Source organism: Geobacillus zalihae (genome assembly GCF_030414215.1).
Lineage (GTDB): Bacteria > Bacillota > Bacilli > Bacillales > Anoxybacillaceae > Geobacillus > Geobacillus zalihae.
In genome coordinates this window covers 1,927,744-1,953,900 of the sequence record NZ_CP129217.1, presented here as the reverse complement: position 1 = coordinate 1,953,900, position 26,157 = coordinate 1,927,744, and the positions used below count along the sequence as shown (strand labels likewise).

The following is a 26,157-nucleotide window of genomic DNA, read 5'->3' as shown; positions in this document are numbered from 1 at the left end:
GGCAAGATGGTTTTATGGCGTTGTCGCCGTGGATAGACGGTTAGCCTGCGCCCGCCTTTTCTTTAGCGCCACAAGCGTGATCATTTCATATATAATGGCAGACGCCAATACGGCTGTCATTTCCCCGCTGTCATAAGCAGGCAATACCTCGACGAGATCAAACCCGACAATATTTAACCCGTCAAGCCCTCTTACGTATTCTAATGCCTCATAGCTTGTCGGTCCGCCTACTTCCGGCGTGCCTGTTCCAGGAGCGAATGCCGGATCAACAAAGTCAATGTCATAAGAAACGAAAACCGGTCTGTTTCCGACACGTTGATGGATGCGGCGCATGACTTCCGAAAAGCCGATTTGCCGGACTTCTTTCATCGGAATGACTTCAAAGCCAAGCCGTCGTGCGTCCTCGAGATCATCCGCGCTGTAAAGCGGTCCGCGCATTCCGACTTGAATGGAATGATTGACATCGAGCAGCCCTTCCTCGACCGCGCGGCGGAACGGCGTGCCATGCATATATTTTTCTCCATAGTAATGGTCCCATGTGTCGCTGTGTGAGTCAAAATGAACGAGGGCGACGGGACCAAAGCGTTCGCAAAAAGCCCGCAAGTGCCCCAATGTAATGGAATGGTCGCCGCCCATCAGAATCGGAACGATGTTTTTCTTTAACAATGGCCGCAGCTCTTCGACGATGCGATCATATGTGCGGAGCGCATTGCCCGGGATGACATCAACGTCCCCGTAATCGACGCCAGAACAATAGGCAAAAATATCGATATCCATGTCGGGGTTGTAAGGGCGCAACAGGACGGAAAAATTGCGAATGTGTTGCGGACCATACCGTTGTCCCGTCCGATTCGAGGCTGCCGTATCAAACGGGACGCCGAGCACGACAAAATCAACGTTATCTGTCGTTTTGATTGGTTCTAACCGCATAAAGGTTCGAACGCCGCAAAAGCGGGGCGATTGGGAAGAATCTTTCGGTTTATACATGTCAAGACCTCCTTGGGCAGTGAAAAATAGTTTGTGATATTTAGAAGCAAAAAGTATGCCAAAAAGGGGAAGTAGACAAGAAATACGCAAGCAGGGCTGTTTTGACTGCCATCCTTGCTTGCGTATGTTCAAAAATGAGTGAACACTTGATTCAAAAATGAATCTTAATTCGTTTTTGAATCAATACCATACTTTTTCAGCTTTCGTACGACCGTTGGCTGGCTGATGCCAAGATAATCAGCCATCTCGTATGTTGTTTTGCACTGTTTGACGGCGCGCAGGAGCCATTGCCGTTCCACTTGTTCCATGGCTTCTTTTAATGTCGACGGTTCGTTCCGTTTTTCCAACGATTGATGGATCACCTCTTGATGTTTCTGGATCGAAAAAGGGAGATATTCCGGATAAATGGCCCTCGTTTCAGAAGTAATGACTAACCGTTCGATCATATTTTCCAGCTCACGCACGTTGCCCGGCCAGTCGTACTGAACGAGATGGTCGACGATGGACGGATGGAAATATTTATCCATCTGGTATTTTTCGTTGAATTTTTTCAAAAAGTATTGCGCCAGCATGAAAATATCTTCTTTTCTCTCGCGCAAAGAAGGAACATAAATCGGAATCACATGCAAACGATAAAATAAATCTTGGCGGAACTTCCCTTGCTTCACCATCTGTTCTAGGTTCTGATTCGTCGAGGCGATCAGACGAAAATCGACCGTTCGTTCTTTAATGCCTCCAACGCGTATGACTTTTTTCTCTTGAAGCACTTTCAGCAGTTTCGCTTGCATCGAAAGGGGAAGCTCGCCAATTTCATCAAGGAAGAGAGTCCCTTTGTCGGCCAATTCGATCAGCCCCGGTTTTCCTGTTTTTTGCGCACCGGTAAAGGACCCTTTTTCATAGCCGAACATTTCCGATTCAAACAACGATTCAGGAATGGCGCTGCAATTGACCTCAATAAACGGTTCGTTTCGCCTTGGGCTATGGAGATGAAGGGAACGGGCGAATACGTTTTTTCCGACTCCAGACTCGCCGAGGAAAAGAACCGTCGCATCCGATTGGGCCACGCGGTGCACGAGCTTCCAAATTCGTTCCATCGCCTTGCTTTGGATGACGATATGGTCCGGTTTCAACTCCTCGATTTCCATTTGATAATGTTCCATCTGCTTTCTCAGTTTTTCATAGTCTTCTTTTAAACGCTCCAGTTCTGTTAAATCGTGGGAGAAACTGATCACCCGGACAAGGCGGTTTTGTTGGTCAAATACCGGCACTCCTGTCGCCATGACAACCCGGCCGGTGGCGGTTTGCTGCATCAATTGAACCTCTTTTTTCTCCCGCAATACTCTGGCTGTAACGGAAGGGCAAAAGACGTTTTCTTTTTCTAATTGATAGACCGATTTTCCGACTAAATAAGAGGCGTCCTTTCCGTATATGGACAAGCAATTCGGGCTGGCGCGAAGAACGATCCCGTTTTCGTCTGCGATGACAATATTGTCGTTCGATGATCTCAATATCGCATCCAACTCGAATTCCAACACATCGGCTGTACGTTGCATACTTTCCCTCCTAGCAGTCTGTCAGCGCTTCTATTACTAACTTTATCTAAAGAAGAGAAAAAATCCTCTTTCTTTGTCATATGATTTTCCGTGAAGTTTTTGGCATGTTGTTTGCATGTATGAAAAAGTGAATCATGACATAAGGAACGGAGGAAAAAAGATGAAGGCAAAAACAAAAAAATATATCCAAGTCAAAACAGCGATTCCGGGACCAAAAGCAAAGGAGCTATTAAGAAAAAAAGAAGAGAATGTTCCGCGGGGGCCGTTTCACACCGTACCGACATTTGGGGTAAAAGGAGAGGGGGCTCTCTTAACCGATGTGGATGGAAATACGTTTATCGACTTGGCTGGGGCGATTGGAAGCCTCAATGTCGGCCATTGCCCCCCGAAAGTGGTGGAAGCGATCCAAAAACAAGCGGAGCAGTATATTCATCCATGTTTTCACGTTATGATGTATGAACCGTATGTCGAATTGGCAGAGACATTGAACCGCATCACGCCAGGGAATCATTCGAAAAAGACCTTCTTCTTGAACAGCGGGGCAGAAGCGGTCGAAAATGCCGTCAAAATTGCCCGAAAGTATACTGGGAGAAGAGCCATTCTCTCCTTTGAAAGAGGATTTCACGGACGGACGCTGCTGGCGATGTCGCTCACGAGCAAAGTCAAACCCTATAAATTCGGATTCGGCCCCTTTGCGCCCGATACGTACAAACTGCCTTATCCATATTATTACCGAAAGCCAGCGGGCATGACCAACGAGGAATTGGACGCCGAGCTTTTGCGGCGGCTTGAGGATTTTTTCCTCTCCGACGTTCCGGCAGAAGAGGTAGCCGCAATCATTATGGAGCCTGTACAAGGGGAGGGCGGGTTTATTGTTCCGTCGAAAACATTTGTTCAAGGGGTCAAACGAATTTGTGAAAAATACGGGATTTTGTTTATCGCCGATGAGATCCAGACGGGATTTGGACGAACGGGGAAGATGTTTGCCATTGAACATTTTGATGTGATCCCTGATTTAATCACCATGTCCAAGTCGATCGGGGCAGGAGTGCCGATTAGTGCGGTGACGGGAAGAGCGGAAGTCATGGATGCACCCAACCCGGGAGAAATCGGCGGGACGTACGGAGGCAGCCCGCTCGGCTGCGTGGCCGCTTTGGAAGTGATTCGCATGTTGCAACAAGAACAGTTGGTTGAACGGGCCAATGTCATTGGACAAATCGCCATTGATCGGTTCAGACGGCTGCAGGAGAAATACGAGACGGTCGGGGATGTTCGGGGGCTCGGCGCCATGGTGGCCGTTGAATTTGTCACTGACGCTAAGACGAAAACACCGAATAAGGAGTTGACGGCCGCCATTTTGCGAGAATGCCATCAACGGGGGGTCATCGTCATGGGTGCGGGCCTATACAGCAATGTCATTCGTCTGTTAACGCCGCTTGTCATCACAGATGAACAGCTGGAGGAAGCATTGGATGTCATCGAAGAGGTTATTGCCGAATTGGCATGATTAGTGTCCTGACCAAACTACTCATGAAAACTTCGCTATGCAGTCGAATTTTGGACCGTGCCACCTTTTTGTGGCGCGGTTTTTTATTGAGATTGACCACTTTTACCACGAGAGAATGTTTTTGAAGGGAGAACAATCCGTATTGATGCAAAAATGAATTTTTAATTCAAAAAAAGAATTAGAACAGTTGGGGGGTCGCAGGAAATGAGATGATAGAAACCAGTGCGGATAGCTGACAAAAAATATCGAATAGTCAAAATGGTGGCACAAAACTTGCGAACTACTTTCAATGAACAAATGGTTTGGTCAAAGGGGGATGTACATGACACAGAGCAACTGGATGCCTCTCTTTCACAAAATGCCCGACCTGCTCGCGCCAACGATGGCGAAAGACCATCCGAATCTGCCGGTTGTCAAGGAAGAGGGGTGCTACTATTACGGATTAGATGGAAGGAAATATCTTGATTTTACTTCTGGTATCGCCGTGGCGAATACGGGGCATCGTCATCCAAAGGTCGTGCAGGCCATCAAAGAGGCCGCAGACCGCCTAATGCACGGGCCGAGCGGTGTGATCATGTATGAGTCCATTTTGCGCTTGGCCGAAGAGCTGACGAAAATTTTGCCAGAAGGACTTGACTGCTTCTTTTTTGCCAACAGTGGAACAGAAGCGATCGAAGGTGCGATCAAATTAGCGAAACATGTGACACGGCGGCCATACGTCATTTCATTTACCGGATGTTTTCATGGCCGTTCGTTAGGGGCGCTCAGCGTCAGCACATCGAAAAGCAAATATCGGAAATACTTGCAGCCAAATGGGTTGACGTATCAACTTCCATATGCCAATCCAAAGGATTGTCCAGTTGGGGAGGATCCAGATGTGTATTTTGCCAATAGGCTTGAAAACGACGTGGCTTCTTTGTTTGCCCATCAAGTGACTCCGGAAGAAGTGGCATGCATGATTGTCGAGCCGGTGTTGGGAGAAGGAGGATATATTGTGCCTCCCAAAGGGTGGCTTCACAAGATGAGGGAAATTTGTGATCGCTATGAAATTTTACTTATTTTCGATGAAGTACAGACAGGTTTTGGTCGTACTGGCGAGTGGTTTGCTGCTCAAACATTCGGTGTCACTCCAGACATTATGGCCATTGCCAAGGGCATCGCTTCCGGTCTTCCATTAAGTGCAACAGTGGCTTCGAAAGAATTAATGAAACAGTGGCCGCTCGGCAGCCATGGGACAACCTTTGGAGGCAACCCCATCGCATGCGAGGCGGCGCTGGCGACTTTAGAAGTATTTAGGGAAGAAAAATTGTTAGAAAATTGCAGGGAAGTTGGGGAATACGCGCGAAAAAAACTGGAAGTTTTAAAAAGGAAGCATCCCGTCATTGGAGACGTGCGTTCGATCGGTCTGATGATCGGCATTGAGATCGTCCAGCCGCATACTGGCGAACCGAATGGGGAGGGAGTGATGAATATTTTGAATCGTTGCCTGCAAAAAGGCGTTCTTTTCTATCTATGCGGCAATCAAGGAGAAGTGATTCGCATGATCCCACCGCTGATCGTGACAAAAGAACAGATTGACGAAGGATTAAGCATGCTCGACGAGGCGTTGACCGAATATGAAGCGGAAATCGGTGTGCATTCGTTCGCTTCTGGAAAATGAAAAAAGAGGGGGCACATGTCGATTGCAATTTGGAAATTGGGTGTATTCAGGAACCGATGTCGTGTCTCGTTGAAGGAATGTCTGCCTTTATGAAAGGACCTCGAAGGAGATCGATTTCTGAATTATAAGAGGATGGGGGAATGGTTATGAACGCACTGGATAGTGGGGTTCTCTTATGTTATTTTCTCGTATTGATCGTCGCAGGGATTTTGGGGGCGAAGCGGGCGAAAACCGCCGAAGATTTTGCGTTGGCAGGCCGAAATCTCGGACTATTTGTCTATCTTGGATGTCTGTCTGCTGTGATTTTGGGCGGCGCTTCAACGATTGGGACGGCGAAGTTAGGGTATCAATTTGGGATTTCGGGTATGTGGTTTGTTTTTATGATTGGCTTGGGCATTGCTGTGCTCGGTCTGTTTTTTACAAACCAAATTTACGGCGCCCATGTGACCACGATCAGCGAACTGCTTGGCCGCCGTTACAATCAGGAAACGCGTTTGATCAGCGCGTTGGTTGCCGCGATTTATACGCTGATGGTTTCGGTGACACAAGTCATTGGGATGGGCACCATCATTCATGCTGTTTTAGGTTGGAGCATGACCGTTTCGATGTTAGTCGGCGGGGGGATCGTGCTGTTTTACACGATTCTCGGGGGCATGTGGAGCGTTACGATGACGGACATCATTCAGTTTATCGTCATGACAGTCGGCATTTTCTTCGTAATGCTGCCAATGAGTTTGTCCCATGTCGGCGGATGGACATCGCTTTTGGAGCGATTGCCAGCGTCGCATTTTGATCTGACGTCCATGGGATGGGCAAATATTTTCCAATACTTCTTGCTCTATACGTTAGGAATGGTGGTATCACAAGACATTTGGCAACGGGTGTTTACGGCCAGAACACCGAACATTGCTCGAGGCGGCGCAATATATGCTGGTCTCTACAGCGTTGCTTATGCCGTAGCGTTAAGCGTCATTGGTATGTGCGGGGTGATTGTTTTTCCGAATATGAACGATCCGCAAAACGTATTTGCCAACATGTCATTAGAGATTTTGCCACACGGCTTGTTAGGGCTCATTTTGGCCAGCGTATGTTCTGCTCTCATGTCAACGGCCTCCGGAACATTGCTTGCCTCGTCTACTCTGTTATCGCATGATATTTTGAAGCAATATTGGCTTAAAAATATGAGCGATCGACAGTTTGTCCTTTTGTCCAGAATGATGACGCTAGCGGTTGGGATTGTCGCCATTGTCTTTGCTATTTGGATTCAGGATGTGCTTGTCGCATTGGATGTAGCCTATGCCATTTTGTCAGGCGCCATTTTCGTGCCAGTGGTTCTCGGTTTCTTTTGGAAGCGAGCAACAGCGAAAGCCGGCTTCTATTCGATTGTGATCAGCTCATTGGTCGTTCTCATTGGTTTGGTCGTGGAGGGATTGAGTTCCACCAATCCGATCATGTATGGAATTGGGGTGAGTATCGTTTCGATTGTGGTTTTTTCTTACCTCTTTCCATCCTCCAATCTGAAAGAAGGGAATAAAATGATAGAGGAGCAACAACATGTCCTATAAACGGATCAGAAAAGAGGATTCTAGCAAATTTGCGGCGAAATAAAAAAATGGATTGACACAGGCAATGTTTGGGTTGCGAATACTAGTTTAGGGAAAGGATGGGAACATGGCGGAAAGAAAACAGCTATACATCAACGGTGAATGGCGGGAAGCCAAGTCGTACACTGAGCTGAAATCGCCATACTCACGCGAGACGATTGCCGAAATTCCGACAGCGACAGAAGAAGAAGTCGATGAAGCCATTGCCGCGGCATACGCCGCGCGGCAAACGATGGCGGCCATGCCAGCGCATGAACGAGCCGCCATTTTAGAGCGGGTCGTCGAGCAGCTGAAAGAGCGGCAGGAAGAAGCGGCGAGGTTGATCGCCTTGGAAGCAGCCAAACCGATCACCACGGCGAAAGGGGAAGTCGCCCGCACGATCCAAACGTACAAATTCGCCGCCGAAGAAGCCAAACGCATTCATGGGGAAACACTGCCGCTCGACGCGGCGCCGGGCGGGGAAAATCGCATCGCCTTGACGGTCCGCGAGCCGATCGGCGTCATCGGGGCGATTACGCCGTTTAACTTCCCGATGAACTTGGTCGCCCATAAACTTGGCCCGGCCATCGCCTCGGGCAACACAGTTGTGTTAAAACCAGCCAGCCAAACGCCGCTGTCCGCCTATTTTATCGCCGAATTGTTCGAAAAAGCCGGTTTGCCGAAAGGGGCGCTCAACGTCGTCACCGGAAGCGGCCGCACGGTCGGCGACAAAATCGTCACCGACCCGCGCATCAGCATGATCACCTTCACCGGCAGCCCGGAAGTCGGCATCGCGATCCGCAATAAAGCAGGCTTAAAGCGGGTGACGCTCGAGCTCGGCTCCAACTCGGCCGTGATCGTCGACGAGCAGGTCGATATTGACCGCATCATCCCGCGCTGCGTATTTGGCGCGTTCACGTTCCAAGGACAAGTATGTATTTCGCTCCAGCGCGTCTATGTCCATGAAAAGCGCTATGACGAGTTCGTCGAAAAATTTGTCGCCGCCGCGAAACAGTTGAAAACAGGCGACCCGTTGGATCCAACCACCGATGTATCCGCCTTGATTACGCCAAACGATGTCGACCGGGCGCTCTCTTGGATCGAAGAGGCAAAACAAGGCGGCGCAAACGTCGTCCTCGGCGGCGAGCGCGACGGCAATATCTTGCTTCCGACGGTCATTGTGGACGCCGAACCGACGATGAAAGTGTCTTGCCAAGAAGTGTTCGCCCCGATCGTCTTGATCAACCGCGTCCGTTCGATCGATGAAGCCATTGAACTTGTCAATGACTCGCGCTACGGCTTGCAGGCGGGCATCTACACCGACAACGTCCATACCGCGTGGAAAGCGGCGAAACAACTGCACGTTGGCGGCGTGTTGATTAACGACATCCCAACGTTCCGCGTTGACCATATGCCGTACGGCGGCGTGAAAGAAAGCGGGTTTGGCCGCGAAGGGATTCGCTATGCGATCGAGGAAATGACGGAGTTGAAATTGATTATTTTTAACCAGAATTAAGCGGGATGAGAAGAGATTGGAGTAAAGTTTGTTCCTAAAATTCTAGAAGAATGGTTGCGCAGCCTTGGAGAGAGTGGCACTCCAAGGCTGTATGTTTAAGCGTGCTTTTCCAAAATATATCCCCAACGGTTCGAGGCGAGAACAGACAGGTGGTATTTATGCTCGAGCTGTTTGCTGAACCATGCTTTTTTCACGAGAAGCAGGCTTCGGCTTGTATGCAAGAACGTTTTCAGCCCTCCGTGCCGAGGTTTGAGGTCATTCGCAAGCTCTGCTGTCAAGACCGCATTTTGCGGCCAGCGACCCTTCTCGTGCAACGGATGGTACATAAACAGTTCGTATCCATGAACAGGCATTTGGGCGGTCTGCTGAAGCAATGCCAGTTCGAAATTTGGCTTGGGATGATGGATATAATGTTGAATATTCGTTTCGTAAAACGATGTGACGAACAACAGTCCAGTCAGCAACACTCCCCGCGCTCCCCACGTTCCTTTTCTCCATAATTGACTTGCGCAAATGCCAATCAACATGCAAAGCGGCGGATAGACAGGGAGGATGTACCATCTGATTTTCGTCTTAGCTATGGTAAACATGAGAAGCGGGACGCAAATCCAAAGCAAAATCCCGATCACATCTTCTTTCAATCGATGGTCTGTTCCTTCAAACGCTAAAAGACGAACGCCTTGCATGTAACTGATGACCATGATTCCGACCAAGAGCGCCAGCCACCAAAAGAAAAAATGAACAAGAATGATGCCGTAGTAGGTTTCATCGCCGATATGACCTTCAATGGGCCGAGTGGAGCGCAACAACAAGTCATATCCGATCATTTGTTTAAAAAAACTGAATCCATCATAGTGATAGCGGGCAAAAGCCCAAGCGAGCACAGGAACAACGAAGGTGAGCGCTGCCCTCCACCATGCGCGCCAGCGTCCTGACTCCCACTGCCTAGTGATGAGAAAATATAAGACCATGATCAACAGAATGTTCCCCGCATGCCAACTTTTCGTTAAAAAAGCAAGTGAACAGGCAAGGCCCGCTGCATACAACCATCGCGTCTGCCGTCTGGCGGCCAGCAAAGAAAGGATGGATAACGTAAAGAAGAATACAAAGAGCGAATCCGCATCTCCTGTGCGAGCGCAATGGTTGAGAAGATATTGGGTGCTAGTAGACAAGGCAAGCAATGAGACGATCGCGGCCATGCTTCCAAACCGTTTTTTCACAAATAGCGCAATGGCAACGGCCGTGAGCGTAGCGCAAATGCCAGACATCAGCCGCAAACCAAGCGCGTTCATCCCAACGAGTTTATAGCCAATCATGATCGCCCAGTAGCTAACAGGAGGCTTTAAATTCCAGTAATCAGGATGCCCAAGGTATGTGTTGACGATCAAGTTTCCATGCCTCAGCATTTCGTATGCATTGACGCCATGACGCGCTTCGTCCCAGCTTGAAATCGGGAATGTTCCTAGATGATAAAAGACGTTGTAGACCATCATCGAGAAGATCAACGCCGCCGCTAGATAAAACGAGATGTTTCGTACACTTGGATTTCTCATGCGATCCACTCCTTTATCGGCACGCTGTGCTTCGAAAAAAAGCAACACCGACATAGAAGCTATTACAAGTAGATGAAGATGTCAAGCATGGATGTGTTGGAGAACATGATATTTTTGCCGCCAACAAGGAAAAAACAATCTTCATGGCGAATGAAAAGAAATGAATCATCATTCAGAGGAGGAGAGCCATGGAAACGGTTGTGCTGACATTTGACCAAAACAAAGCGATACTGGAACTGAACCGCCCGCAGGCGTTAAATGCTATGGATGTGCAAATGCTAACGGAACTCGTCGACGCGCTGCGGAAAATCAAGGAAAGTGATGCTTCCGTTGTCGTCATCCGCGGCAAAGGGAGAGGATTTTCTGCGGGTGGCGACATTAAGACAATGCTGGCGGTTGATGACCCGAGCCAATTTCAAACCGTGATGAAAACGATTCAGGAGATGATCATGCTCTTGTATACGATGCCGAAAATCACCGTTTCGCTCATCCACGGCCCAGCGGCCGGCCTTGGATTCAGCTTTGCCTTGGCGAGCGATTACCTCGTCGCCACGAAAGAAGCGCGCCTGGCCATGAATTTCATCGGCATTGGACTCATCCCTGACGGCGGCGGGCATTTCTTCCTGGCACAGCGGGTCGGGACCGCAAAAGCCAAACAGATCGTTTGGGAAGGAAAACAGATGAGCGCCGACGAAGCGCAACACCTTGGACTTGTCGATCTCGTCGTTGACAATGAGGAGCAAGCCGAACAATTCATCGCTTCCTTGCGGGAAAAACCGCTTCAAGCCATGATCGCCACGAAAATGGTGTACGTCGAACAAACAAAAGAAGAGTTGCTTCGCGTGCTCGAACTCGAAACCGACGCCCAACAGCGCATGCGGCAAACCGAAGACCACCGCGAAGGCGTTCGCGCCTTTTTAGAAAAGCGGAAGCCGGTGTTTGGGGGGAGGTAGGAAAATGCAATGATCAACTCCTGCCCAATTACGCTCAAGCGTACTTGGCAGGAGTTGCTTTTAGTTTTCAACGGAAAAAAATTGTGTTAAATCATCTTGTCAGTTAGATTTTACTTTAAACGGTGCAGTCGAACTTCTAACAATAAGTTTTGGAGGCACAAAAATTTGCTGACGTTTTTGTAACGGATTTTCAATTGTCGATATGATTAGTTTTACAGCTTCTTGCCCCAATAATTTTTCTTGTTGCCTCATGCATGTAGGCGGAACCTTGAGAAGATGCGAAAACTCATAGTCATCAAACATGATAATAGATAAATCTTGTGGAATAGTGTAGCCCATTTCTAGGGCTACTTCCATAACTGTCAGGCCATTATTTATCACAAATAGGGCGGTGATGTCTCGATGGTTAGAGAGGAAGTCCCTGATTTTATCCTTATTTGTATTATCGTGCTCCCCAAGTGTAAGATCTAAGAGATACAAGTGATGATCGATGGGAATATTATACTCTGTTAGTGCTTTTTCAAATCCTTTAATTCTGTCCTCGATGCTAGTTGTTCCTTCCGGAATACTAGAGATGATCCCTATTTTAGCATGCCCTAAATCAAGCAAATGCTTTGTTGCCTCGTAGGCGCCTAAAATATTATCCGTGCAGACGCTATTAGCACCAATTCCTCGAAAGTAACGGTCTATAAGGACTAGAGGAAATTTTTCTATCGTTAATTTAAGAATCTCCTCATTATAGGTTTCTCCTTCCGCGGGATAAATGATAATTCCATCTACTCCTAAGCGAAGAACCTCTTTTAATGTTTGCGTCTCGAGTTGCTGTGAATCATATGTTTGGCACAAAATAACACGGTAGCCATGCTGGGAGAGAAGTTTCTCAATTTCACCCACCATAATAGTTATAAACTGGCTATTTAAGCGTGGAATGATACAAGCTATCAGTTTATTCGAGTTCTGTTGAGAAACTTTGTTTTGATAGATGATATTTTCAGAATCTTCTTCTTTAGCCACAAATGAACCTCTGCCTTGAATGCGATAAATAATTCCTTCTTCCACTAAAGAATCTAATGCTTTTTTTACAGTAATTCTGCTAACCTTAAATTGTTCGGCCAGTTCGTTTTCAGAAGGGATTTTATCGTTAGGTTTCCACTTTTTTTGTTGGATATTATCCATAATATACTGACGTATTTGCATATAAAAGGGGATTCTAACTATGGGAACCTCCTCCTTTACTTGATATATAACAAATATACAACTTAGATGAGGTTTTGTAAAGTAAAGAACATATTGTGACTTTCAGCTTAAATATTAAGATAAAAAAGATCGGGGATTTACAATATAACTGAATTGTGTTAATATTCAGTTAGGATGTTGAATATACATTATTATAAAGATTACAAGTTAGGGGTGGTTGCTTGATTGATTAGGGGAAATTAACAAAGGGGGTGATTAGAACTTTAAGTTGTAATTTCTAAAAGGGAAAATACGAATTTTCTATTGGGAAAACAGGTATGATTTCTTTAAATTATGAAAGGGGATTGATGTATTGTATGTTTCTGTCTTTCGCTAAGAGGTTAGTTGCAACGTTTATGGTTTCGCTTGTGTTGATTTTAGGGGCTTGTTCTAATCCATCCTCTAACCAGGAAGGGGATAGCAACGCTAGTAATTCTAAAAACAGTATTGAAATCGCTTTCCGTGACTTCGGTTCCGGAAATACGGGTTTAAAAGAGTGGTTAAATGCTGTAAAAACAGAATTTGACCAAAAACATCCAGGGGTAAAAGTCCGATTTGTACCAATTCAAGCATCGGAAGGAGACTTTTTTGCCAAACTCGCTTTGATGGTAAAGAATGAGCAAACAGCTCCCGATATCGTTACAGAAGATACGTTTATGATTAACTCCGATGCAGCCGCTGGCAATATCGACCCTCTAGATAAATACATTGATCAGTGGGATGACTGGAAAAATTTTAATGACAGGGTCAAGCAAGGAGTAACAGCTGTTGATGGAAAGATATATGGCGTTCCTTATAGTACAGATACACGTGGGCTTTGGTATAACGTAAATATTTTTCGTAAAGCAGGTCTTCCGGTACCATGGAGCCCAAAAAGCTGGGATGATGTGTTAGAGGCCGCAAAAACCATTAAAGAGAAAGTACCGGGGGTTGTCCCGTTCTGGGCAAATTCCGGCAAGGCAACAGGAGAGGCAACGTCGATGCAGACGTTTGAAATGCTTCTGTATGGAACAAATGATACACTTTACAATTTTGATACAAAAAAGTGGGTTGTTAAAAGCCAAGGATTCTTGGATTCCCTCGAGTTTATCCATGAAATTTATTCGAGTGGTCTAGGGCCGGAATTATCACAGGTATTGACAGGGAAAGCTGGGGACATTGTTCAGACAGAGTTAATGCCCAAGGAAAAAGTAGGCATTGTATTGAACGGGAATTGGGTTCCAGGGGTTTGGAGAGAGGGAGGTCCTTCACCTTGGCCGGAAGGGACAAAAGTATATAAACTGACTGCAATGCCGACACAACATGGACAGGATCCGGGTTTTACCTCAATGTCCGGAGGATGGGCACTCTCGATTCCGACTAAAGCTGACAATAAGGATTTAGCATGGGAATTTATTAAGTTGGCTACAAGCGAAAAATATAACAAATTATATGTCCTGAAGCAAGGGGATTTGACCCCACGTACTGATGTTGCTCAGGACCCAGAAGTGCTTAACGCTCCTGGAAGTGTCACAAAAGAAGCCGCTAGCTTTATTAAATTTACACATTTTAGACCTGGGGTAGATAAATATCCAGCGGTTTCTACTGCTATCCAGGCAGCTGTAGAAGCGGTTGCGACAGGGAGTCTTAGCCCTAAAGAGGCGATGGATCAGTATGCAAGGGAGGTTACACGTATAGTAGGATCCGAAAATGTAGAGGTTCGGGAATAATAGAAACGGATATAAAAGTGATCATCTTAAAAGATGATCACTTTTACACCACTTTTTTGGAAGGTGGATGCCTATGGATGCTGAGATGCGAAAAAATATCCATCGAAATATACGACACTTTTCATATGTCCAAAATAAAAGGGACCACCGTTTGATATTGAGGTCGATTTTGTTCTTGTTTCCCGCTTGTTCATTGGATGATGTATAAAATTTTGTGTAAAGCATTTTACTAGATCAAAAGAAAAAAGGTAGGGTATTCTCTGATTTGGACAAAAACACATTCCAGAGAAAGGAGTACCCTACCTATGTCTAAAAGAAATATACCGAATGTCGACTGGGCAAATCAACTGGAAAGCGTCATTCGTCAGTTTGTGAAGGAAAAATTAGAGCTGATTATGCGGGAAGAAATCAAACATTTCCTCGAAATCGAACAGGCTGGAACGCCGAATATGAGAAACGGCTACTATCAGCGAAATCTAGATACGCAATATGGCCGGATTGAGGGTCTTTTGGTTCCAAGAGACCGAAACGGGGAATTTCAAACACAGTTGTTTGCCCCTTATCAACGCCACACCGGCTGGCTGGAGGAAGCCATCATTAGGATGTATCAAAGTGGCATGAGTACACGGGAAATTGGCAAGTTTATCGAACGAATTCTAGGAAATGCTTATTCTCCAGCGACGATCAGCCGGATTACCGATGTCGTGAAGGAAGACATCGAGAAATGGCACAATCGTCCTCTACATCAGCGTTATTCGGTCTTATATTTGGATGGTTTATACGTAAAACTTCGTCGCGAAACCGTGGAGAAAGAAGTCATTTATGTGGTGTTAGGGGTGAACGAAGAAGGATATCGCGAAATTCTTGATTTCTTTGTGGGAGGACAAGAAAGTGCCTATGTATGGCAAGAAATTCTTCAAAACCTCTACCAAAGAGGCGTCAAGGAAGTGCTTCTGGGCGTATTCGATGGTCTTCCGGGGCTGGAGGAAGCTTTTCGCTCGGTTTATCCGAAAGCCGATGTGCAGCGTTGTGTCGTTCACAAAGTACGTAATACCTTACATCGTGTTCGGAAAAAAGATCAATTTGAAGTGGCAGAGGATCTCAAACTGATTTATCGCGCCCCGAATAAGAAGATAGCGTTACAGATGTTTCAACAGTTTGAGTCGAAATGGTCCAGCAAATATCCAAGAGAAGTTCAATCTTGGGCCAATGAGTTGGATGTCCTCCTTACATTTATGGATTATCCAAGCAGTATTCGAAGTGTGATTTACACGACGAATGCCATCGAACGAACGATCAAGGAGATTCGGAAACGCCTAAAGCCGATGAACAGTTTGAGCAGTTTAGAAGCCGCTGAAAAAGTCGTGTATTTGACCATTCAAGATTTTAATGAGAAATGGTCAGGGCGAAAGTTACGAGGATTTGCCGAAGCGCATGAAGCCCTTCAACGAATGTTTGAAGAACGCTACAATTAACCAAATATTGTAAATAAACAAATAAGCAAAGAAAGGGGATTTCCTCTGTCCACACAGGAGACTGAATATTCAGTCTCCTGTGTGGAGAAAATCAGTCCCCTATTCATTCCAAATCCAATTCAGAGATACCCTATTTATCTTGTATTACACAAAATTCTTGACGGTACCGTTCATTGTTAGTGATCTTTTTTATAGGTCCGATTTTGCTAACTTTTTACTTCGCCTTTACCAACATGTCGCTTACTGGTATGACTGCTCAAGCGATAGAGTTTGTCGGTTTTAAAAATTTTATGTATATGTTTTCAGATCCTAACTTCCGAGTGAGTGTTATTAAAACGATAATGTTTCTTGTTTTTTCTGCTGTTATCGGCCAACAAGTATTAGGGTTTATACTAGCCCTATTGATGAAAGAAAGGAATCGCACATTTCGGCGTGTTATAGGGGCTACTGTGCTTGCAGGGTGGGTTACCCCGGAAATTGTGGTTGCATTTGCTTTTTTCGCTTTTTTAAATGAACATGGTACATTAAATACTATGCTCCAATGGATTGGGATTAAACCTATTGCATGGTTATTTACTTTTCCGATGGTTAGTGTGATTATCGCTAATATTTGGCATGGAACAGCATTTTCCATGTTAGTGTTCCAATCTGCTCTCGACAATGTTCCTAAGTCGTTAGAAGAAGCAGCAATTATTGATGGCGCAACAGGATGGCAGAGGTTGTGGAAAATCATTATTCCTGTGATTAAGGGACAAATTGTTACAAATATGATTCTCGTTACATTGCAAACGTTAGGTGTATTTACATTAATTTATGCTTTAACAGGCGGTGGACCTGGAATGGCGACTCAAACCCTTCCTATTTACATGTACAATCAGGCTTTTGTTAATTATCAGTTAGGTTACGGGACGGCTATCTCATTGGCGATGTTACTGATTGGAATAATTGCAAGTTTACTATATATCCGTTTGTTAAAAGTTAAAGTTTAAAGGGAAGAGGCGGGGATGCAGATGACTAAGAGCACATTAGAAAAATTTATCCCATATATTGTACTTAGTTTTATAGGAATAGTGTTTTTGCTTCCTTTGCTGTGGATCCTTTTTGCATCGTTTGATCCCCATGCTACAGTGTCGTTGAGGATTCCGAGAACAATTAGTGTGGAAAATTTCACTTCGGTTTTAACAGATAAGACTAATCAACGCTCTCTTTTAATCGGAGTTTTTCTCTCGCTTGGTCAGTCGTTTATAACAGTAGTAGCCGCTACATTAGCGGCGTATCCGTTATCAAGATACCAGCTCAAGTATAAGAAGCCCTTTCTTTTGACCATTTTATTTATGACATCATTACCGATTACCGCTGTAATGGTTCCGGTGTACCAATTGTTTATGTTTTTGAATTTGCATGATTCGTTGTTAGGCACGATGTTGTTTCTTGCATCCTCCTCGTTGCCTTATGCGATTTGGATGACGAAAAACTTTATGGATGCCGTACCGCTTGAATTAGAGGAATCTGCATGGATAGACGGAGCATCGGTGTTGAAAGGACTTCAAAAGATTGTGGCTCCATTGATGATTCCGGGAATTTGTACAGTTGCTATTTTCACTTTTACTCTAAGTTGGGGGAATTTTTTTGTTCCCTATATCTTAATACAATCACCGGAGAAACTCCCAGCATCCGTAACAATATATCAATTTTTTGGGCAATACGGTTTGGTTGAATATGGGAAATTGGCTGCTTTTTCTCTCATTTATACAATTCCCCCGATCATTCTTTACATGATTAGTCAACGTTTCATGTCAGAAGGGTTTAATTTTGGGGGAGCAACAAAAGGATAAGTGAAATTTGCGACAATAAAATCAAAGGGGAGACTTGATATGTTTTTAACTGAAGAAAAATTGGAAGCTCGTATTAATGAGTTGTCGGAGCATCGCTATCGCGAAGCGATTTTAATTCCTAAGTTTCGCTTTTTGGTAGATGAAAAAGGGGAGGTAGGTGCCCGTCCGCCGGAAACAAAAGAATGGAAGGAAATTAGGATAGGCGATTATTGGAGTGGAAGGGATGTCTATGCTTGGCTTCAAGCTGATATTGATATTCCGGAACAATGGAAGGGAAAGGAGATAGTAGGTCTATTTGATTTTGGCAAAACCGGCGAGGGAAATAACTCAGGATTCGAGTCACTTTTATACTTAAACGGTTCTCCATATCAAGGTGTAGATTCCAATCATATGGAAGTGTTTTTTCCAAAAGGTTCGGCTGGCGCTAAAATAAGTTTAACGTTTCGCCTATGGTCTGGCCTTGAAGGAGGGGGGATTCCGAAATCGCAGGAACATAAGATAAAACGGGCAGAGGTAGCTTGGCTTGATGAGGTTACTGATGATTTGTTTTTCACCGGGAAAGCTATTCTTGGAACGGTGAAAGTTCTTGGTCAGCACTCTCCCGAGCGTCAATTGCTTCTTTCATTGTTGGATCGTGCATTTCGGCAAATTGATTGGTCTAAACCGAAGTCGGATTCATTCTACAATTCCGTCGCCATAGCCCTTGAAATGATTAAAGGTGAATTAAAGAGAATGGAGAAAAAACATCCGGTAACTATTCGTTGTATTGGGCATACACACATCGACGTTGCCTGGCTTTGGCGCCTTAAGCATACAAAGGAAAAGGCTGCGAGGTCATTTTCTACAGTGCTTCGACTAATGGAGAAATACCCAGAGTACATTTTTTTGCAAACCCAGCCTCAGCTATATGAATATATTAAATCGGATTATCCTGAAATATTCGAGCAAATTCGGAAGCGGGTTGCGGAAGGGCGTTGGGAAGCGGGAGGAGCGATGTGGCTAGAAGCGGATTGTAACATTCCCTCCGGGGAATCATTGGTACGACAAATACTTATGGGAACTCGTTTTTTGCGTAAGGAGTTCGGTGTAGAGTGCAAGTATTTATGGCTTCCGGATGTGTTTGGATATAACTGGGCCTTGCCGCAGATTCTTAAAAAATCCGGGATTCATGCGTTTATGACGACGAAAATCAGCTGGAACCAGTATAATCGGATGCCTCATGATACATTTATATGGAGAGGGATTGATGGAAGTGAGATACTTACACACTTTATTACAACTCCTGAGCCCAACAAAAACTGGTGGTTTTACACTTATAACGGGGTAATTACACCTGAGACGGTGCAGGGGATTTGGGAGGCATATAGAGATAAGGCAATTAATCAAGAGTTGCTTTTATCGTATGGTTACGGAGATGGCGGGGGAGGGGTAAATAGAGAAATGTTGGAGATGCGCCGCCGCCTAAACGATATCCCTGGATTGCCGAATGTAGAAACTGGTAGAGCAGATGAATTTTTTGAACGGTTAAACGAAAAAATTAGAAATACGGATCAATATGTACATGTATGGGATGGAGAACTTTATCTTGAGTATCACCGCGGAACCTATACGAGCCAGGCTTACAATAAGAGAATGAATCGAAAGATGGAACTTCTGTACCGTGAGACGGAATGGATGGGAATTGTATCGGCGACGTTAAATTCCGATTGGTCCCGTTATCCTTTTGAACGGTTAAATGAAGGATGGAAAATAATTTTACGCAATCAGTTCCACGATATTATTCCTGGTTCCTCTATTCGTGAAGTCTATGAGGATAGTAGAGAGGAATATGAGAAAGCTGAAAAGTATGCATTAAGTGCTTGGAAAAACCTAAGCGAGAGCATTATAGTCGAGAAGAAAGGGGATACAGTTATAGTGTTCAACTCCTCTCCTTGGGTAAGGACAGATTTAATTCGAATTCCGGTAACTGTAGAGACCGAAAAAGGGATATGGAAGGATGTGTCAGGGAGAGAGTTAAAGGCAGAAAGAGTTGGTGACAATTGGGTTATATTAGTAGAAGATGTTCCGCCTCTAGGATTCAGCACAATTCATTTTTATGCCGGGGAATCGGATGATACTTTGGTTCGAACTATTATGTTCCATATAGGTTCTTCTGAAGTTATTTCACCGTACTACAAAATTAAATGGAATGATAAAGGGCAAATTATCTCCATTTATGATCTTCAGGCCAAACGGGAGGTCTTAGATGAAGGAAAATGTGGAAATGTATTACAAGTGTTTGAGGATAAACCTCTACGCTTTGATGCTTGGGATATTGATATATTTTACCAAGAGAAAAAGCGAGAGGTAGAGGATTTACAACATGTAAGCATAAAGGAAATAACATCGCTTTATGCCGTTATCCATTTTGAGTGGAAATATATGGACTCCATTATCAAACAAGATATGATTCTGTACACACATAGCAGAAGAATAGATTTTAAGACAGAGGTAGATTGGAAGGAACAGAACCAGCTGTTAAAGGTGGCGTTCCCTGTCAAGATCCGTTCTACATTAGCGACCTATGATATCCAATTTGGTAATGTGAAAAGACCTACACATTGGAACACAAGTTGGGATTACGCGAAGTTTGAAACAGTTGCGCATCAATGGGCTGATTTATCAGAAACAGGATATGGGGTTAGTTTATTGAATGACTGCAAATATGGCTATGATATTAAAGATAATGTGATAAGACTATCACTGATTAAATCTGCCACCTATCCAGACTATCAACAAGATCAAGGGTATCACATTTTTACTTACTCCTTACTTCCGCATCAAGGAGACTGGGTAGAAGGCAATACGGTAAAAGAAGCATGGTATCTAAATAATCCTTTAACTTACGCCGTAGGAGAGCCGATTAGAAAAAAATATTCATTGTTTGGTACCAATACTGACAACATTATGGTAGATGTTGTAAAAAGAGCTGAGGATTCCAATCGGATTGTTCTTCGATTACATGAATTTACAGGCAGAAGAAACAAAGTGTATATAACAAGCGATTTGCCCATCTTCGCTTGGCAAGAGTGTGATCTTATGGAAAGGGAGGTAGGGGAAGGAACGATAAGTGAGAAATTGGAATTTGATATAAATCCATATGAAATCAAGACGTTTCTCATAGATCTCAAATAGTATAAATAATTTGTATATTGTTGTTTAAGAAAAATCCCCTTGCTGGTTAGAAATCTTCCTTCTGGCCGGATATAAAGGGGATCTTTTTCTATATTGTATTGAAAGAAAGTGGAAAAACCATTAAAATAACATTAAGAAGAGCAAGCGCTTTACCTAACGAGCTTGACTACAACAGATGGAGAGAATGATGAGCGATGAAAGTAACCATTTACGATGTAGCAAAAAAAGCGGGTGTATCCATTTCAACGGTATCAAGGGTACTCAATAATACCGGGCGCATTAGTGAAAGAACGAGAAAAAGAGTCCTTCGGGTAATGGAAGAGCTGCATTATCAACCGAGCATGGTCGCCTCGGCGTTGACTGGGAAGCGGACAAGAACGATTGGCCTTGTCATCCCTGACGTAGCAAACCCATTTTTTTCTGAAATCGCTCGGAAAGTGGAAGATCGGGGGAGAGAACAGGGATTTAACGTTCTGATGTGCAATACGGATAACAACCCGGAGACGGAAGAAATGTATCTTTCTTTATTGCGCCAAAAAAGCGTGGATGGCATCATTATCGGAACCACAACGAACAATTATACAATGATCAAAGAGCTGTTGGAAGAGAATTTCCCTTTGGTTTTTATTGCCCAAGACATCCCGGAGCTGGCCATTAACGTGGTGAGAGTTGATGATTTTTTAGGGGGATATCAGGCTGTCTCGCATCTTGTTTCCCTAGGACATCAACAGATCGCGATCATGCTTGGGAATTTAAGTCGCACAAGCGATAAATACAGGCTGCAGGCCTATCAGCAGGTGCTTCAGGAGAACGGATTGAAATGCGAAGAATCTTGGATTGTATATACGGACTATTCGATGGCTGATGGAAAAAGGGCGGCGATGGAGCTGTTGCAGTTGACCCCAAGGCCGACAGCGATTTTTGCCTGTTTTGATTCTCTTGCCGTTGGCATTTATCAGGCGGCCAAAGAGTTGGGACTCCGCATTCCCGATGATCTGTCGGTGGTTGGATTTGATAATACGATTTTATCGGCCATTATCGACCCGCCGTTGACGACAGTCGCCCAACCTATTGAAGAAATGGGAAGGCAAGCGGTTGACCTGTTAATTGCTCAAATTGAAGAGACCAATCATACGAAACAGCGGATCATTTTGCCGCCTCATCTAGTGGTAAGGAAATCGGCCTGTCATATCGCTAAAGTGAAATCGTAAGGATGTGAGCAGATTGTTTTTATGAAATAATAGATGTTACCGAAGAAAACGTTGAATTTAATGGAGAAGAACAGCTGTAAATAGCTGTTCTTTTATTTTTTTAATAAAAAATTCTATAAATTTAGAAAAAATACTTGATAAAATAATAGGTTGAGGGTAAAATAAAAAACAAAAGGAAAGCGCTTGCTCAAAAAGTTTGATGGGGATTAGATTGCACTATTTATTATTATTAACGGACATGATAACCATTGTTTTCGATGTATTAGAAAGCGCTTCCCTGTTACAACGGAGATGAGGAGGAGAAAATAATGACTCGGGTGAAAGTAGGAATTTTGGGAGCAGGAGGGATTGCCAAGGTACATACGTCGATCCTAAAGAAAGATGAACGGGTTCAAATTATTGGGGTAGCGGATATTGTGGAAGAAAGAGCCGCTTCATTGGCGAAGGAAGCTGGGGAAGCAAAAGCGGTCAAAAGCCTCGAGGAATTATTTGATCTTGGTGTAGATGCTGTTTACGTGACGACGCCAAACACGATGCATGTTGAGCCGGTACTAAAATGTCTGGAAAACAATGTGCATGTGTTCTCAGAAAAACCGATGGCGACTTCTTTGGAGGGGGCAGAGCAGATCAGGCAAGCGGCTGAACGATCAAAGGCGATTTACAACTTGGGAATGAACCGTCGATATGCGTCGGTGTACAAAAGAGTCAAGGAATTGGTTGATTCTGGGGAGGTAACCCCCTATTTGGCTCATGTAAAAATGAACCGCGGCGAACTGTTAAATCCTCCTTGGACGGCAAACCCGAAGGTGACGGGAGGCTTCTTGTATGAAACTCCTTTCCATTTGATGGATCTATGCCGTTATTTATTTGGTGAAGTACAAACGGTTTACTGCGAAGCAAAACAAAATATTTCGACAGAGGAATTAGATACATTCGCGATTATGATGACATTTGTCTCGGGGACGATCGTCAATTTTGTGACGTATGCTCATGCCGGATGGAGCTTTCCGTTTGAGAGTTTGGAGGTTTATGGGAAGTATAGCACGGTCGCAACCCAAGAACTCGAAAAAGTCATGTATTCCCCAGGGTTGCAGCAGGCGGCGCACATTCATGATTTCTATCAATTATCCATTGAAGAAAAATGGGGATATAAGGAAGAGGATCGTCTGTTTATTGATGCCATTATCCATGGAACAAAGCCTCCGGTGACAGCTGAAGATGGATTCCGCTCGATTCAATTGCTAGAGGCGATTTATGAAAGTGCTAAAAACAACGTTATCATAAATTTAAGGGATAGACAAATAAAAAATCCGAGTATCTTACAAAAATAAGGTTCATCACCACAACATGTACTTGACAGACGATACACTTCTCTGCACAAGTGTATGCAAAACACGACTTGTTTCCTGTTCTTTCTTGGATGCATCAGTAAGGGATGTGATGAAAAAATCAAGTACAACTTTTGGTGAAGAGCCAAAAATAATATAATTGTAGAATTTTTTACATTTAATTAAATTTATCAAAAAACTAAGATAGTAAGATGTATGTACGAGGAGGTGAACTCTTCGAAATCTTAAGCCATCTTTAGAAGGGTGGTGAAAAATAGACATTTCTTTTAAATCGACTATCCTCGGTTGCGAAGAGGAGCAACGTTTTATAAGACTTCTCAATTTGAAACGCGGTATGATGAAGCTACACTTTCTGTTAAATCACCAGCCTTTTAGAAAACTCAATGTCTAAGCGTGAGTTGTCTTTATGGATAAAATTGGGTATGGAGGGAGAAAGGTGAAAAAGAGATTAATATCCAACATTTTGTTTGTGGTATTTATCTGTGTAGTACTAATCATTGCAGGATGTGAACAGCCTAGTCTATCAAAGAAGAGCAGTACAGATGTAGATGGGACTAAAATAGTAACAATTAGAGCTCAGACAGCGGGTGCAGAATTGACAAGAGTTGAGAACCTTGTTAAGGCTGCGGAAATGTTAAATAAGGAATTGAAAGAGCAAGGGAAGGATATACAGGTAAAGGTGCAGACAAGTTCGTTTAATGGTAGCTGGGAAGAATATGCTAAGCAATTTATGCTGGCTTTTAAAGCTAAAAAGGAACCAGATATTTATGCAACAGGACATGAAAATATTGGTTGGTTAGCCGATGGGAATTATATAATTCCGTTAGATGAATTAAAAAAGTCGAAGGAGTATTCGGATGTATTCCCTAAATTATGGGAATCTGTAACTTATAGAGGGCACATTTGGGGCGCTTTACAGGACACAGAGGCGAGGCCTGTTTTCTATAATAAGGATGTTTTAAGAAAGCTTGGATGGAGCGAGGAGGAAATAGATAGTCTTCCAGAGAAAGTTCGTAATGGTGAATTTACATTAGAAGATATGACAAAACTAGCGGAAGAAGCGAAAACAAAAGGTTTAGTTCAATATGGGATTATCCACCGTCCAGTTGATGGGCCTGATTTTCAGGCAATAGCTTATAACTTTGGTGGGAAAGTATATGATCCTGAGGAAAACAAAATTGTATTAGATAAAAAAGCGGTGGAAAAACAATTGAACTACTACTATGAAATCGCGAAGAAAAAACTTATTCCAAGCAATCTTACACAGATGGAGTGGAGTAATATCCACAAAATAGTTGTTAACGGAAAAACTTTATTCTACTATGGCGGAATTTGGAACGTGTTTAACTGGGGGCAAGATAACTTCCATGAAAAGTTAGGAAAAGTTGATGCAAAGTGGGTTAATGATCATCTGGGAATGATGTTAATTCCTGCTGCGGAAAAAGGAGGAAAACCTCTTACTCTTTCCCATCCATTTGTGTATACTGTTTCAGCGCAGACGGAGCATCCTGAACTAGTGAAACGGTTGTTAGAACTTGTGGTTGCTCCTGCACTACAAACGGAACATAATATAAAAACATTTCATCTCCCTGTTACAAAAGGTGGTGCTGAGCATCCAGATTTTAAAGCGGATGTAACACTAGGAAAAGTAGCATACATGTCTGATTATACAACATTTCTCCCAAATCATGAAGGATTTTCTAAATACTCAAAGGCAGTGTTTAATGCTATTCAAGCGGTTGAACTTGGAAAAAAGACGCCTCGGGAGGCATTGAGAGATTTAGAGGTACAGTTGCAGAATGATCTTGGCGATCAGTTAAAAATCGTAGATTAAAATTGAAAGCAAAATGATACCTGGCTCCTGCCAGGTATCTCCCTCTTCACATTCACATTCTCATTCTCGCAGAGATCTTTAATACATCAATATTTTCAGAGGGAGGTTAATGAAGTGGTTTCTTTTTACAAAAAATGGAAAATATCTGCTATCATGCTTGGGCCGTTTATAATTCTTATATTTCTGTTCTTTTTTCTTCCTGTTCTATTGACAGCTATATTAGCATTCACTAGTATGGATTCTTCTATGAAATGGGATTTTAACGGTTTGGAAAATTTCCGGAGTATTATTACTGACCCTAATATTTTGTTGATTGTAAAAAATACAGCAATTTATGTTTTCTTCACATTATTGATTAATGTGTTTTTTGGCTTAGCTTTAGGTATTTTAACAACTTACTTTGTTCAAAGGGAATTCATCGGCCTCACTTTCAGAGCTATTTGGATGCTACCAAGAATTTCTCCACCGGTCGTGTATATACTTCTTTGGTTATGGTTTTTTGACCCTAGTGAATATGGTGTTTTAAATAGTTTGAGATCTTTTTTTGGTATGCCTCCTATTGAATGGCTTTCGGATTACCCGATGATAGCTATTATTTTAGCAAATGGATTGATTGGTGCTTCATTTGGAATGATTATTTTTTCATCTGCCATTAAATCTATTCCGAGAGACTTGTTTCAGGCTGCACAAGTAGATGGCGCTTCACAATGGTCAATTATCAAAGACATCATTATCCCTGCTGTCCGTTGGCCGTTGATGTTTGTTACATTATGGCAATGCTTGTCCTTGCTCACATCGTATGAATATATTCTCCTGTTGACAAATGGTGGACCATTGTTTGAAAGCGAAGTGCTAGCTTTATATTCTTATCACAAAGCTTTTCAAAACTTTGAGTTTGGATACGGGGCTGCTATTTCCCTCGTCCTCGTTTTAATTGCTCTCATCTTTTCGCTTATTACATGGAAAACTTTTGGAATGAAAAAAATGATCAGTTCTTCGAGAATAGAGTAGGGGGTAATAAT

Annotated in this window: 18 protein-coding genes; 14 read left to right on the top strand and 4 right to left on the bottom strand. The window is 43.7% G+C overall.

The genetic code is table 11. The annotated features are described in order from the left end of the window. Positions 1–12: 12 nt before the first annotated feature. Both speB and QWV57_RS09830 read right to left on the bottom strand, forming a co-directional pair. Positions 13–987 (bottom strand): agmatinase, encoded by a 975-nt coding sequence (speB, locus tag QWV57_RS09835; protein WP_013523934.1) that lies wholly within the window; start codon positions 985–987, stop codon positions 13–15. Between the two features lie 164 nt (positions 988–1,151). Further along, positions 1,152–2,540, bottom strand: a complete 1,389-nt coding sequence (locus QWV57_RS09830) for a sigma-54 interaction domain-containing protein (protein ID WP_013523933.1) — start codon at positions 2,538–2,540, stop codon at positions 1,152–1,154. Positions 2,541–2,700: 160 nt separating this feature from the next. Between QWV57_RS09830 and gabT the strand changes: the two genes are divergently transcribed. The 4 genes from gabT to QWV57_RS09810 all read left to right on the top strand — a co-directional run bounded on the left by gabT (position 2,701) and on the right by QWV57_RS09810 (position 8,806). After that, positions 2,701–4,047: a 4-aminobutyrate--2-oxoglutarate transaminase gene (gabT, locus tag QWV57_RS09825; protein WP_015375006.1), complete on the top strand. Its 1,347-nt coding sequence runs from the start codon at positions 2,701–2,703 to the stop codon at positions 4,045–4,047. Positions 4,048–4,369: 322 nt separating this feature from the next. Continuing rightward, the gene (locus QWV57_RS09820; protein WP_015375005.1) at positions 4,370–5,707 is read left to right on the top strand and encodes an aspartate aminotransferase family protein; all 1,338 of its coding nucleotides are present in this window, start codon (positions 4,370–4,372) and stop codon (positions 5,705–5,707) included. Positions 5,708–5,853: 146 nt separating this feature from the next. Continuing rightward, positions 5,854–7,272, top strand: a complete 1,419-nt coding sequence (locus QWV57_RS09815) for a sodium:solute symporter family protein (protein WP_041470498.1) — start codon at positions 5,854–5,856, stop codon at positions 7,270–7,272. A gap of 106 nt (positions 7,273–7,378) precedes the next feature. Beyond that, complete coding sequence (locus QWV57_RS09810) at positions 7,379–8,806, top strand: aldehyde dehydrogenase family protein (protein WP_301099715.1); 1,428 nt, start codon at positions 7,379–7,381, stop codon at positions 8,804–8,806. A 95-nt stretch (positions 8,807–8,901) separates the two neighbouring features. Here QWV57_RS09810 and QWV57_RS09805 read toward each other — a convergent pair whose 3' ends face one another. Continuing rightward, entirely contained in the window at positions 8,902–10,359 is a 1,458-nt protein-coding gene (locus QWV57_RS09805) for an ArnT family glycosyltransferase (protein ID WP_063192734.1), read from the bottom strand. A gap of 188 nt (positions 10,360–10,547) precedes the next feature. Here QWV57_RS09805 and QWV57_RS09800 point away from each other — a divergent pair, with 188 nt between their 5' ends. Continuing rightward, positions 10,548–11,312: an enoyl-CoA hydratase gene (locus tag QWV57_RS09800; protein ID WP_301099714.1), complete on the top strand. Its 765-nt coding sequence runs from the start codon at positions 10,548–10,550 to the stop codon at positions 11,310–11,312. Between the two features lie 99 nt (positions 11,313–11,411). Here QWV57_RS09800 and QWV57_RS09795 read toward each other — a convergent pair whose 3' ends face one another. Continuing rightward, a complete protein-coding gene (locus QWV57_RS09795; protein ID WP_301099712.1) occupies positions 11,412–12,509 on the bottom strand; it encodes a GntR family transcriptional regulator in 1,098 nt (365 codons plus the stop codon). A 356-nt stretch (positions 12,510–12,865) separates the two neighbouring features. Between QWV57_RS09795 and QWV57_RS09790 the strand changes: the two genes are divergently transcribed. The 9 genes from QWV57_RS09790 to QWV57_RS09750 all read left to right on the top strand — a co-directional run bounded on the left by QWV57_RS09790 (position 12,866) and on the right by QWV57_RS09750 (position 26,146). Next, positions 12,866–14,257: an extracellular solute-binding protein gene (locus QWV57_RS09790; RefSeq protein ID WP_435817515.1), complete on the top strand. Its 1,392-nt coding sequence runs from the start codon at positions 12,866–12,868 to the stop codon at positions 14,255–14,257. 305 nt (positions 14,258–14,562) lie between these two features. After that, entirely contained in the window at positions 14,563–15,732 is a 1,170-nt protein-coding gene (locus tag QWV57_RS09785) for an IS256 family transposase (protein ID WP_301099710.1), read from the top strand. A gap of 173 nt (positions 15,733–15,905) precedes the next feature. Beyond that, positions 15,906–16,721: a carbohydrate ABC transporter permease gene (locus QWV57_RS09780; RefSeq protein WP_301099708.1), complete on the top strand. Its 816-nt coding sequence runs from the start codon at positions 15,906–15,908 to the stop codon at positions 16,719–16,721. 21 nt (positions 16,722–16,742) lie between these two features. Continuing rightward, positions 16,743–17,567 carry a carbohydrate ABC transporter permease gene (locus QWV57_RS09775; protein ID WP_128578077.1) on the top strand — a complete coding sequence of 275 codons (825 nt, stop codon included), beginning with the start codon at positions 16,743–16,745 and terminating at the stop codon, positions 17,565–17,567. A gap of 39 nt (positions 17,568–17,606) precedes the next feature. Next, entirely contained in the window at positions 17,607–20,741 is a 3,135-nt protein-coding gene (locus QWV57_RS09770; protein ID WP_301099706.1) for an alpha-mannosidase, read from the top strand. A gap of 194 nt (positions 20,742–20,935) precedes the next feature. Beyond that, the gene (locus QWV57_RS09765) at positions 20,936–21,952 is read left to right on the top strand and encodes a LacI family DNA-binding transcriptional regulator (RefSeq protein ID WP_042380736.1); all 1,017 of its coding nucleotides are present in this window, start codon (positions 20,936–20,938) and stop codon (positions 21,950–21,952) included. A 308-nt stretch (positions 21,953–22,260) separates the two neighbouring features. After that, positions 22,261–23,283: a Gfo/Idh/MocA family protein gene (locus QWV57_RS09760; RefSeq protein WP_301099701.1), complete on the top strand. Its 1,023-nt coding sequence runs from the start codon at positions 22,261–22,263 to the stop codon at positions 23,281–23,283. Positions 23,284–23,737: 454 nt separating this feature from the next. Beyond that, positions 23,738–25,135, top strand: a complete 1,398-nt coding sequence (locus QWV57_RS09755; RefSeq protein WP_301099699.1) for a sugar ABC transporter substrate-binding protein — start codon at positions 23,738–23,740, stop codon at positions 25,133–25,135. 153 nt (positions 25,136–25,288) lie between these two features. Next, entirely contained in the window at positions 25,289–26,146 is an 858-nt protein-coding gene (locus QWV57_RS09750; protein WP_435817514.1) for a carbohydrate ABC transporter permease, read from the top strand. Positions 26,147–26,157 lie beyond the last annotated feature (11 nt).